The sequence below is a fragment of the Anabaena subtropica FACHB-260 genome, assembly GCF_014697105.1.
In the GTDB taxonomy this organism is placed as follows: domain Bacteria; phylum Cyanobacteriota; class Cyanobacteriia; order Cyanobacteriales; family Nostocaceae; genus Trichormus; species Trichormus subtropicus.
Window position 1 is genome coordinate 1 of sequence record NZ_JACJRF010000076.1, and the last position, 12,374, is coordinate 12,374.

A 12,374-nucleotide genomic window follows, 5' to 3' on the forward strand; every position below is an offset into this window, starting at 1 on the left:
CGGCTACGATAGTTTAGGGGTTGCCCTACGCCACAATCGCTCGGTGCCAGGTTCTATACTCTACTCAAAAACCCCCTTTTCTTACACGAAAATGGGGTTTTTGTTTTTCTTTATTCTTTCTTTTAGAGTCTTCTCATCCTCTGAACTCATAACGAGCAAAATTGCTACATGAATCGTCTAGGATGCAACGCCCGAAATTACATTACAAGGGTTTCAAGACTTAATCCACATTAAAAGTTATTTCCCTGATTTTAACAGTTATTAAAATAGGCGATCGCCACTCTCCGCAATTAGTAAGATGCGTAATGCTGGCTCTAGTAACTGTAATTTAGATAGCGAATATCAAAAACCTTAGACAACCAGCGTCTATATATGAAGTACTTACTTGTAGTTTGGGTACTCATACTGTATTTAGTCTTACCTGGTGAGGCCTTTGCTCAAACAAAACCGCCGTACACCATAATACCTGGACTGGGAACAGACCACCATCCCGTTTCTACCCAAAATTCTGAAGCCCAAAAGTTTTTTGACCAAGGATTAAATTTAGTTTACGCTTTTAATCATGACGAAGCGGTGCGTTCTTTTAAACACGCTGCCGAACTTGATCCCCAGATGGCAATGGCATATTGGGGTATTGCTCTGGCTTTGGGGCCAAACATTAATGCTGTTATTACTACTGAAAAAGAACAACTCGCTTATCAAGCAATACAGGAAGCTTTGGCACTTTCCCGTGCAGCATCAGCCCCAGAAAAAGATTATATTACAGCCCTAGCCAAACGCTATTCTCCAGATACCCAAGCAGATTTACATCAATTAGATGTAGATTATGCCAAAGCAATGGCAACTCTCACTCAACGCTACCCTAATGACTTAGATGCAGCCACCCTGTTTGCTGAAAGTTTAATGGATTTACATCCCTGGCAACTTTGGACACACGATGGTAAACCACAACCAGATACAGAAGAGATTGTGGCTGTTTTAGAATCAGTACTGCAAAAAGATCCTAACCATGCTGGAGCTAATCATTACTATATTCATGCAATAGAAGCATCATTACATCCAGAACGCGCTCTTGAAAGTGCAAAGCGATTGGAAAATCTCGCTCCGACTGCGGGACATTTGGTACATATGCCTAGCCATATTTATTTTCGAGTGGGAGATTATGAGCGAGCAAGACGAGTAAATGAGCAGGCGATCGCTCAAGATGTACCTTACATCTGTCACAATCAAATCCGGGGTATTTACCCTCAGTTGTATCTTAGCCACAATCTACACTTCTTGATGGTAGCTAACAGTATGGTAGGTAGATACCATGATGCCCTGCTAGCTGCTGATAAATTAGTAGCTCATGCTACTTCTATAGACCCTCATTTACCTATGCTTGAGGGATTTCTGGGCAATAAAATGCTGATGCAAGCGCGATTTAGCGACTGGGATGCAGTTTTACAAACCCCGGTTCCCCATACTACACTGCCCACTACCACAGCTATTTGGCATTTTACTCGCGGTTTGGCATACGCGGCTCAAGGTGACATGAAAGATGCAGCAGATGAAAGCCGAGCCTTACTAGCTGCAACACATATTATTCCAGCCGAGGCGACTATTGGCTTCACTCCCGCCAGTCGTATTCTCAATCTTGCTCAAAAATTGCTTGATGCCAAAATTGCCAAAGCCAACCATGACTACAACTCTGCTATTGAAATTCTGCAACAAGCAGTAGCCGCAGAAGATGCCCTTGATTATGTAGAACCTCCAGACTGGTACTTCCCTACAAGGGAAGCATTGGGGGGTGTACTGTTAGCTAAGGGCGATTATGCAGACGCAGAAACAGTCTTTCAAGCTGACTTGGCAAAATATCCCCATAACGGACGTTCTTTATTCGGATTGCAAGTTAGTTTGCAAGCATTAGAAAAAAATGCTCAATCACAACAGATTCAATCCGAGTTTGCCACAGCTTGGAAAAATGCCGATACTCAATTAGAAATAGAACAGTTGTAAAAAAAAGGGTTTCTATCTCTTAGACTTAATACAAATTAAAAACATCCCAACTAAAATAAGCTAATAGTTGGGGATTGTTTCGCGCTTCAAAGAATATTGGCTAGCAGAACCACCTTCACAATGTGTCATTAGGTAAACTCTATAGTCTCAACAAATTCTAAAATGCTTTCTTTAATATTTTCAGCTTCTTCTTCAATAGAATCAGGAGTATCACCATTGAAAAAGCTACGCTGGCTGCTAATTATATACAAAAAATCATCTTTAATAAAGGAAATCAGCCCTCTATAGGCGTTCAATCTAGTAATATTTCCGTTGTTTTCGTGTTGGGAAATTGTCGAGCCATTGGGCATATCAACTAGAGCATAATAATAGCCTAATGTCGCATTTTCCTGATATTCTGTATGCTTTATTTCCGCATCTGATAAATTATACAAAATTGCTTGAGGTACATATCTTTCGACCATAATTGAGCGGAGATATTCTTGCTTTTCAGTAGAGTCGAGTTCTTCTAATTGCTCTGGAGGTATTGGATAATAATCAATTCTCAATAAAGTACCGAAGTCATCAGAGAAACCAACTACACCTTCTTGAGTTTGAATTTTTCCTCCTTGTTGGGCATCAACAGGAATGGGTACAGTGAAATTACCTAAGGGTGATTCGTAAACCTTATCACTGTAATTTTCTACTGGAATATCTTCTTCATCGTCTAAGTAATCTTCATCTTCTGCCTCTTGAAAGGCGGCTGTTACCTCTTGGATAATTTCTTGAGCTTCATCATCTTCCAGTTCTAATGCTTCCTGAAGTTTTTTGAGGTAAGCCTGTTTCTGTTGGGGAACCACTAGTTCTTCTTCGTCTAAGAGTATAATTATCCCCGCCGCAAAACCATCCCAAACTAAATCATCAGAGAGGGCTTGACTCGCAGCATTAAACAAAGCACCAATGCTTTCATCTGCTGCAATGACTATGAGTTCATCAACAATTTCAATGATTTCATCTTCTGAATATTCGGCAAAAACCTCAAATTCCCAAAGAATACCCGCTAAACTCGCTGGATCTATTTGTTCAATAGTAGAATCTGCAATAGCCGTAACAACTGCGATCGCCGCAACGGCTTCTTCTGGGCTGAGTGATTCTTCTATGGTCTGTTTTGAGTTAAAAATCTGCTCATAACTAGTCATAAGTATTACCTCTGGTGAAATGTGAGCTTACTGAAAACCTGGGACTTACATAACAATAGGAAAAAGGAAAAAAATTTTTCATCTACGAAATGCGGTATTTGTACGGTCATAGCAAATTATTAGTAACATAACCTTAAAATTTTATCCTCTAACAATTGAATTATTTTTATTAATAAATTACCATCCATTGGTTATATATTTCTTTACATTTGCAGAGGCGATCGCCTGTCATAAGACCTAAGATTAAAATTGTTTTAAGAAAATATTAATAATACTAACTTCCATAATTTTTGTGACAGATAGATGAATGTAGGGCCGTACAGAAGTACACCGTGATCCAAAATTTTGGCACAGTGAGGGTTGTCATCCCTGATTTGCCAACAGCATTTTGTAAAAAATCCAGTATCCAGATATTTTTGGCAAAATTAAAATTAATAGAAAAGCTGCAATATTCTCTGGCGAAATTTTTCTAAACTATGTTCTTCAGTAGCTAATCCTTCTGTAATAAGAATTTCATATATCAGTGGTAGACCTAACTGTACACCTTCAAGAATTTTCCTTTGAGAAAAAATATCTTGCGGTTTACCTTCTAAAATAAGTCTTCCTTCATCCATCACAAAAATCCACTCTGCCCAACAATAAACTAAATCCAAGTCATGACTAGCCATGAGTATCGTTGTTCCAGATTCATAAATTTTTTGGAGGATTGCCATGAAGTTACGGCTTTGTGGTCTATCTAGATATGCAGTTGGTTCATCTAATAATAGTAGTTCTGGTCTTAAAACCATAACATCAGCTAAAGAGACACGCTTTTTCTGCCCTAAACTCAAGTGATGTACTGGTCTTTCGGCTAATTCCGTTAATTCAAATTCTCTTAACGCTTGGGTAACTTGCTGTTGAATTTCTGATTTTGGTAATCCTAAATTACATAAGCCATAAGAAATATCTTCTTCAACAGTAGAGGCTACTAATTGTTGCTCTGGATTTTGGAAGACTAACCCAACTTTTTGACGTAATTCTATGAGATTTTTACGGTCATATTGCAGGGGTTCACCTTGCCAATATACACGACCTTTTTGTGGTTTATACAAACCATTTGCTAATGAAAATAGAGTTGTTTTACCGCAACCATTTCTCCCAATTAAAGCGCATCTTTTGCCTTGGGGAATCCGTAGTGTTATACCATTTAGTGCAGATTGTCGTGCGCCTGGGTAGGTATAATATACTTGTTCAAATGTGAGTAATGACTGCTGCATTGCCACCCATTGGGGTAATTTAAAATTTACTTAATAAAATAAATATTCCATTCCAACTCTATTAATATCAGACATCCGAGAATCGCTTCTATAGCATAGCGTTTGGACAAATAATAACGACGGGGATGCCAAACTTGAAATTCACCGTTGAAGCCCCGTGATGCCAAGCTTAAGGAAACTTGTTGATACTTTTCTAAGGTGCGTTGGAACAATTGACTAATCAATAATGATAAACTTTTCATACTGATACCAAAGCTGCTATAACCGCTACGAGCTTGTTGAGCAGTCCATAATTCTGAAGCGGTATTTAATAGAACGAAAATAAACCGATACATCAACAATAATAAATCTGTGATCAGCACAGGGAAGCCGCAACGCCGTAAAGTTTGTAGTAAGTCGGTAAAGGGGATAGTGAACATGACAAAATACAAACAGGAAATAGAGGCGATCGCTCGTGTTAATATTTGCCATGCTTGCTCAATTCCGTGATGGCTGATATATAAATAATAAAAGCCTACATTTACCCCATATACGGCATCATCCTGCACTAAATTTATCTGAGAAATTGTCACGCTGTTAATTACTAAAGCTGGTAGACTAGTTATCCAGAAAAAAATCGCAATATAAACTAACTTCAGATAAATTTTTGCGGGAATACCTGCATAAAATACAGTCCAAATCCCCATCCAAACAGCAATTAATAATCGAACTTGGGGATGGGCAAAAGCTGTGATGATGAGTAAGGCGATCGCAAACAGTAACTTCTGCTCTGGCGCTAATCGCCGCAATTTATTAGTATAAGCAAGGGTATCTATTTGTAAGGTCATTCCTTATTCCTTTGCTGTTGGGAACGCCCTTTATATAAACCAACTGCATAACCAATAATACCCGCACCTAACGCCGCTTGTGAGCTAAATAATAAGCTTTCTACTTCTCCACTAGGTGGTTCAAATAAAGGTCTAAACCAAGGTTCATATCCAGGCTTCACCTCACCAATCGCTTCTTCAGCTTGTCCATCTGCACCTGCAAATTCCGCCCCTCGGACAAATATTAACGGTAAGATGGCCAAAGTAATGACTCCTGCTATCAATAGCCAATTACTTATTCCTTGTTTAGATTGATTCATGGCTCTGAGGTTCCCTTTGGATTAATTTCAATAGTTGGAGTTCTTGAGGAGAATAGGATTGTAACCAGTTCCAGACTAAAACAGTCAGCAATCCTTCACTAATGGCTAGAGGGATTTGGGTAATGGCAAAAATCCCCGCAAATTTGGTAAATGAAGCGATAAAACCCCCAACAGATGCGGGAAAAGCTAAAGCTAGTTGTATAGAAGTAATGATGTATGTGAGCAAATTTGCTAAAGCTGCTGCTAAAAAGATAGCGATTCTTTGCTTACCAGTTAACTTGATTATCAGATGATAGATCCAATAGGCGGCAAATGGCCCAGCGATCGCCATTGAAAAGGCATTTGCACCCAGTGTTGTTAAACCACCATGCGCCAACAGCAATGCTTGAAATAACAACACTAAACTACCCAACACAGACATTGCTAAAGGCCCAAATAATATAGCTCCTAAGCCTGTACCTGTGGGGTGAGAAGAACTACCTGTTACTGAGGGCAATTTCAAGGCTGATAGTACGAAAGTAAAAGCACCTGCCAATGCTAACAATAATTTTAGTTCTGGGTTAGCTTTAGTGATCCGTGTGAGCGATCGCACGCCTAAAATCATAAACGGTAACGCCACCAACCACCAAAAAGCTGCCCATTCTGCCGGTAGGTAGCCTTCCATAATGTGCATCCCATAAGCTGGCGCAGATGCGCTCACAATCAGATAAAAGCTCAGAATCCCTATAAGGATTATCGATGCACGTTTCGACTTGAGAATCATTCTCGGCACACTTTATACCTAAAAAATATATTTCATCGAAATAGTCTAAACTAGCTTATACCCTAACCAACAATTCACAAGTAAAAATTAAAAATTCCAGACAATTACTAACATCATGAATCCTTGGTTAATTCTATATAGGTGCATTAAAGCTTACCATTGATATTTAGTATGCTGCTATATCTGTATTGTCTGGGTTACCTTTATATACAGATATTGGTGGTAAATACATCAAATTTTTTCTCGATTCGGTAGTCAATATGTTGATTTTTTTATACCATAAGACAGTATTTTAACTGAGATTTGCTTCAATCTCGAAAAGTTTGTAGTAGGCACTAAAGTGCTTAAATATTTTGGAAAACTGAAGTCTTCTCTACGTTCGCCTAGCGTGTCCTAGAGAAGTGACATGACAATGTTGCTTTTTCTTTATTAGTTGATAAAAAATCTCATTTATGATAAATCATCATAATATCTATTAAAAATAAAAGATGAAGAGAGGTTGTTAAAAGTTAAAAATGAACATTATTTAGTCTTTTAACACCTGTAACCTTTGACTCATGACGCTCCATTCGTAATTGTAATCAACCACCAATGCAAGAGCTTGACCAAAACAAGACCATCGACCTACTCAACGCCATCATGGAATTTGAACTCGCAGGAGTAGTGCGCTACACACATTATTCCTTGATGGTGACAGGCCCTAATCGCATTCCTATTGTTGCTTTTTTCAAAGCACAAGCCAGTGAATCTCTACTTCACGCTCAACAAGTAGGAGAAATCCTCACAGGTTTAGATGGGCATCCCACTCTGAGAATTGCCCCAATGGAGGAAACCTACAAGCATTCAGTCAAGGATATTCTACAAGAAAGCTTAAATCATGAAAGAAAAGCATTAGAAATGTATAAAGCTTTGTTAGAGACTGTAGCCAATGCTAGCATTTATCTAGAAGAATTTGCTCGCAGCATGATTGGACAGGAAGAACTGCACAATCTCGAATTGAAAAAAATGCTTCGAGACTTTATCTAATAGTCAATAGTCAATAGTTCGTAGTCATAACATGGACTATTGACTTTGTTTTTGCAATTATCAAATTATATTCCTAGATAAATTTCTAACTTAACAAATTTTGTTTAAGCTGCTCACAAGTCTTCTTTATAGCATCTATACTGCCTGGATTTATCAATCCATAATAATCAAAAACATATATTCGATTATTTTGAGTTGCTCGCAGTTTTTGCCAAAAACCTTCTTTTTTAAAAGACTCTAAAATTGCTGTTTCTGAACCACCTTGAGGAGGGGTGATCAAAATAATTACCTCTGGATTGGCTTCTAAAACTTTCTCAGCCGAAAGAGTAACATAACCTGAAATTGGGCTTTGTCCTTGTAATTCTGCTGCTAAGTTTTTTACTTGGAATTTTTCTAGCAAATCTCCAGCCCAGCTATTTTTATTTGGGGCTAAAATTGGTTGACTACTAACCAAAACTAAAGTAGAAGTATTTGTCCTTGGTTCCTCTGGTAGAAAACTTTGATAACGTTCTAACAAAGATTGGGGATTAACATCAATTAATTGAGCCAATTCTTTCGTAACATCTTCCAAAGATTTCCATCTATTTACTTGAGTAAGTAAAGTAGAAATACCTAATTGCTGTATCTGTTGAATTGGTTGATTGGAAAAACCTTCTGCACCAATGACTAAATCTGGCTTGAGTGCAAGAATTTTCTCTAAATTGGGAGGACTTTGACCTTCACTGACACGGGGAATATCGTGGAATCGAGGATCATTTTTGAATAATGTACTACCAGAAATACCCACAAGCTTCGTTTGATCAAGTTGAGAGATAATATCAGTAGTAAGAGAAGAGAGTGTGACAACTCTTTTAGCAGATACTTTTGGTAATTCCTGAGAACTAGTATTAGATGTTGCGATATTTTGCGTACTTTGTGCTTGTGGCTGCTGAGTATTATTAGTATTACACGCAGTTAAGATTATGCTCAACAGAATTGCGAAAATAGACAATATCCAACGATGAAGCATATCAAAATTCCTTTTTGGGTACAGATATAGATGTTAGAGTCTAGGGTTCACTGTATATCATTTAATTTGTCAAGAATAAATCAGACCATAGGATTAATACTTTAATTGCAATGTAAAATTAGTTAACTTGGCTCGTGGTAAGAACTGTAGCTCTTACTACAAACATTCAAGAAGCAAACTACGTCATCCGTAATTAATTATGACTACTTATACTTTACAAGCAAGCCGTGAATGGTGGTCACAAAGGTGGTTAGATTTACTTGATTCCTATCGCTTTAAAAAACGTTTAGAAAGGGCAAGAATTTATTCTCGTCAAGGTAATGTTTTGAGTATTGAGTTTAAAGGCGCAAAAGTATTAGCGAGAGTCCAAGGTAGTGAAGAGGAACCTTATAAAGTTTCCTTATCTCTTGACCCATTTAGTGATGAAGAGTGGGGCTATGTAATTGAAACTATGTCCCAGAAGGCTGTATTTGCTGCCAAGCTATTAGCAGGAGAAATGCCCCAAAATATTGAAGAAGTATTTACAAGTAACGGGCTTTCTTTATTTCCCTTTACTTTGTCTGATGTCCACAGTAAATGCTCCTGTCCTGATAAAGCCAACCCTTGTAAACACGTTGGTGCAGTATATTATCAGTTAGGAGACAGATTTAGTGAAGACCCGTTTGTACTATTTCAATTACGCGGACGCACTAAAGAGAAAATTATTAGCGATTTACGTCAATTACGTAGTGCAAAATTTGAAGTTAAAGTTATAGAAACATCTGAGACTAAATTACCGATTTCTAGCACCCAATCCAATATTAAACTTGATTCATTTTGGCAATATAATCAGCCAATAGAGTCTTCTTTGGTCGTAATTGCGCCATCAACTAGCGAGACTTTATTAGATATATTAGGCGCAATACCTCTAGCAAAAGATGAAGAAAGTTCAGTAAATCTCAATTCTAGCGATGTAGTAATGAAATATCTGGAAACCCTCTACAAAGAAGTTAGCCAAAAGGCCATGTTAGCAGCCATGAATGTGGGAAGTTAATTCCTAATTCGTAATTCTATTTATCTTGAAAAGTCCAGACTCCTTCATCCCATTCTGTATCTGTCGGGGGTGATTGTAACCAATGCTGACAGCGTAGTAGGTGCAACATTGAGGCTTTGTCATGCTTATCAACTGCCAAAACATTGGCAAACTCTGCTCTTGCTAAAGGAAACTGGCGTTTGAGGTAGTATTCCCGACCTTTGTGATAATGTTCAATTACCTGCAATTGTTCACTACTAATGGGGTCAGAACGTACACCGACTAACTCATATATAGATACTGGTTCATTTCTGCCTTTGACACGAATAAAATCTAGCTCCCTGGCCCAGATATTGTCTTGGCATGGTTTAAAAGTATTATCGCTAAGAATAATGTCGCAACCATATTGCTTACTTACACTTTCTAAGCGAGAACCAAGATTCACCCCATCACCAATGGCTGTAAATTCCATGCGTTTACTAGAGCCAATATTGCCACTAATTACAGTGTCAGAGTTGATGCCAATACCAATTTTGATTCTCGGTTTATTAGCTGCATAACGCCGTTGATTAAATTCGTGTAAGCGATGGCGCATTTCTATAGATGTTTGTACTGCCATCCAAGCGTGTTCTTCTAGGGGAAGAGGGGAACCAAACACGGCCATGATGGCATCACCGATGTATTTATCGAGAGTACCTTTGTGTTTAAAGACAGCTTCTACCATTGATTCAAAATATTCATTGAGCATACTTACCACTTCTTCTGCTTCCAGATTTTCGGTCAAAGTAGTGTAGCCACGAATATCAGAAAAGAGGATGGAAACTTCTTTACGATCGCCTCCCAATTTAGCATCATCTAATTTCAGCAGTTCTTCTGCTAATTCTTGGGTCATGTAACGATACATGGTACTTTTGAGGCGCTTCTCATCACTAATATCTTCCATCACCACCAACGCGCCACAAACTTGCTGGGGGTCGCTGGCATCGGCGATGGTATTTATAGATAAATTAATGCTATGTTGTGCTGTGTCACTGCTGACGAGCGTGCGGTCAGGATAATATTGCTGGCGGCGTTTGATGTCTGTTCCGTGTAAAGCATCCCCACACCATTTACTGAAATCACCTTCTTTAATGGCGATCGCTTCACTAATTAGCTTACCTTCCAAACGGTCTTCTGATTCTAAACCCAACAAACGTTGAGCGCTTTCATTCGCAGCAATAATTGTCCCTGCTTTATCTGTAGAAATCACACCATTAGAAAGACTCCGCAGAATATCCCGTTGCATTTGCTCTTGTTGCTTGACTGTAGCGAACAACTGAGCATTTTGTAATGCCACCCCGGCTTGGATATTAAAAGCTTCCATGAACTCTTCGTCATTGCGGTCAAAACTCGCTTGGAAGCATTCGGGTGCTGATGGCCAAGAAGATGGATTATAAGGGGGGAAATCTCCGTTTTTCTTTTTATTTACCAGTTGAGTTACCCCGATTAATTCTTGGTCGCCGTTAAATACGGGCATACATAATAAACTACAGGTACGGTAGCCATTTTGCTGGTCGATTTGTTTAGCTGTTTCCGAGTCTGGATGGTCGTATAAATCAAAAGGAATGTTGAGTTTGTGACCAGATGCAGCGACTATACCCGCAAAACCTTTACCTATAGGTACACGCAACTCCCTGGTAGAACCGTTATCTTGAGTAATTTTCGTCCAGAGTTCATGGCGATCGCGGTCTATTAGCCATAAGGTACTGCGATCGGCGTTCATCAGTTCCTTGGCTTCATCCATCACCCTCTTGAGGGTATCTTCTAAATCCAGACTACTTTGGCTGAGGGACTTTACCGCCTTCATCATCGCCGCCGCCGCCCTTTGTTTTTGAGTCGCTATATAAAAGGAGCGTGACGACTCTAATATCAAGCGAATTGATGGTGCAAATTCTTGAAATAGCTGCTCATCCGCATTGCTAAAACCTTTAGTATCAATCCTTTCTGCCAGTTGTGCATCGGAGGGGCTGTAGGATTTTAATTTATTGAGTAACTGCACCACCGCTACCAATCGCCCTTGCTCGCTTAGTAAGGGTAAAGCCAACATAGTGTAGGTACGATAGCCAGTGTTTTTTTCTTGTTGTTGAGCAAAAATCGAACGGGGATCGTGATAAAAATCAAACGGTATATTAATTACTTGTTTAAAAGTAGCGACTTCACCTGCAATACCTTTGTTGGCGGGGATGCGAATTTCTAGGGAGCGATCGCCTTCTCCTGCGGCGACAATTGACCATAGTTCTTGTTTTTCTTCATCCAGTAAAAATATGGTCGTTCGGTCTGCTCCCAACAATTCCCCAGTTTTTAAGGTAATCGACTGCAACATTTCTTGCAGAATATTTTCAAACCCGTGAGAATCCAACATCGACAGGGTTTGATGCACAATCTGAAGTTTTTGCTCGACTTCTCTAACAACTTGTTTAAAAGTATCCTGAGTTAAGGGAGCAAGAAATGTAGAAATAGTACCTTTTTTGCGGGCTAGTGTGCCGACAGGAGACGAAGTTGCTGGCAAGTTTTGTTCTTGGTTCTGCACACCAATCATCAAATCGCCAGTCTCCCCAAAATTACGCTGTTGCAATGACATAGGTAATTTTTGATATAACAGGATTTAAACTTTTAAGAATTTATTTAAGTGTTGCTAAAAGCAACGAGCATGGACATTACACACAGTGTAATCTTTAGTTTAGTCAGCGTCATCCTGCTCTAATACTGGTTTTGCTGTTATCCAATAAACTGTCCCAGTCAAACCACGGTTGTATAGACGATAACGCGGAGGCGATGACGTTCCGCCCAGAGTAGCTGATCGCTAAGTTTATATTTATATCAGCACATCAAGCTATTACATACTTGACTTAATATACTCGTGACAACTCTCCCGCTAATTGCAAGCAATATAGCGGGAGCATCTCAAATTCACATAAGAGACTTGCTGCTTCACGGGCTGACTAATGTCTAAGCCTCCACAGCCAG

At 39.0% G+C, this 12,374-nt stretch carries 10 protein-coding genes; 3 read left to right on the top strand and 7 right to left on the bottom strand.

Annotated features, from left to right (window positions below; translation table 11 throughout):
- The first annotated feature begins 372 nt into the window (after positions 1 to 372).
- The gene (locus tag H6G18_RS23750) at positions 373 to 1,998 is read left to right on the top strand and encodes a tetratricopeptide repeat protein (protein WP_190409549.1); all 1,626 of its coding nucleotides are present in this window, start codon (positions 373 to 375) and stop codon (positions 1,996 to 1,998) included.
- A 128-nt stretch (positions 1,999 to 2,126) separates the two neighbouring features.
- Here H6G18_RS23750 and H6G18_RS23755 read toward each other — a convergent pair whose 3' ends face one another.
- The 5 genes from H6G18_RS23755 to H6G18_RS23775 all read right to left on the bottom strand — a co-directional run bounded on the left by H6G18_RS23755 (position 2,127) and on the right by H6G18_RS23775 (position 6,321).
- Positions 2,127 to 3,176, bottom strand: a complete 1,050-nt coding sequence (locus tag H6G18_RS23755; protein ID WP_190409550.1) for a tellurite resistance TerB family protein — start codon at positions 3,174 to 3,176, stop codon at positions 2,127 to 2,129.
- Positions 3,177 to 3,607: 431 nt separating this feature from the next.
- On the bottom strand, positions 3,608 to 4,432 hold the full coding sequence (locus tag H6G18_RS23760; RefSeq protein ID WP_190409551.1) for an energy-coupling factor ABC transporter ATP-binding protein: 825 nt from the start codon (positions 4,430 to 4,432) through the stop codon (positions 3,608 to 3,610).
- Positions 4,433 to 4,458: 26 nt separating this feature from the next.
- Entirely contained in the window at positions 4,459 to 5,259 is an 801-nt protein-coding gene (cbiQ, locus tag H6G18_RS23765) for a cobalt ECF transporter T component CbiQ (RefSeq protein ID WP_190409552.1), read from the bottom strand.
- Positions 5,256 to 5,558: an energy-coupling factor ABC transporter substrate-binding protein gene (locus tag H6G18_RS23770; protein ID WP_190409553.1), complete on the bottom strand. Its 303-nt coding sequence runs from the start codon at positions 5,556 to 5,558 to the stop codon at positions 5,256 to 5,258. Before H6G18_RS23770 ends, cbiQ begins: the two co-directional genes overlap by 4 nt.
- Entirely contained in the window at positions 5,545 to 6,321 is a 777-nt protein-coding gene (locus H6G18_RS23775) for an energy-coupling factor ABC transporter permease (protein WP_190409554.1), read from the bottom strand. The genes H6G18_RS23770 and H6G18_RS23775 overlap by 14 nt, the downstream gene beginning before the upstream one ends.
- A 591-nt stretch (positions 6,322 to 6,912) precedes the next feature.
- Between H6G18_RS23775 and H6G18_RS23780 the strand changes: the two genes are divergently transcribed.
- The gene (locus H6G18_RS23780) at positions 6,913 to 7,347 is read left to right on the top strand and encodes a ferritin-like domain-containing protein (protein ID WP_190409555.1); all 435 of its coding nucleotides are present in this window, start codon (positions 6,913 to 6,915) and stop codon (positions 7,345 to 7,347) included.
- An 85-nt stretch (positions 7,348 to 7,432) separates the two neighbouring features.
- Here the strand turns inward: H6G18_RS23780 and H6G18_RS23785 are convergent, their stop codons facing one another.
- Positions 7,433 to 8,356: an ABC transporter substrate-binding protein gene (locus H6G18_RS23785; protein ID WP_190409556.1), complete on the bottom strand. Its 924-nt coding sequence runs from the start codon at positions 8,354 to 8,356 to the stop codon at positions 7,433 to 7,435.
- Positions 8,357 to 8,555: 199 nt separating this feature from the next.
- Between H6G18_RS23785 and H6G18_RS23790 the strand changes: the two genes are divergently transcribed.
- On the top strand, positions 8,556 to 9,389 hold the full coding sequence (locus H6G18_RS23790) for an SWIM zinc finger family protein (RefSeq protein WP_190409557.1): 834 nt from the start codon (positions 8,556 to 8,558) through the stop codon (positions 9,387 to 9,389).
- A 16-nt stretch (positions 9,390 to 9,405) separates the two neighbouring features.
- Here the strand turns inward: H6G18_RS23790 and H6G18_RS23795 are convergent, their stop codons facing one another.
- A complete protein-coding gene (locus H6G18_RS23795; RefSeq protein WP_190409558.1) occupies positions 9,406 to 11,988 on the bottom strand; it encodes a GAF domain-containing protein in 2,583 nt (860 codons plus the stop codon).
- Positions 11,989 to 12,374 lie beyond the last annotated feature (386 nt).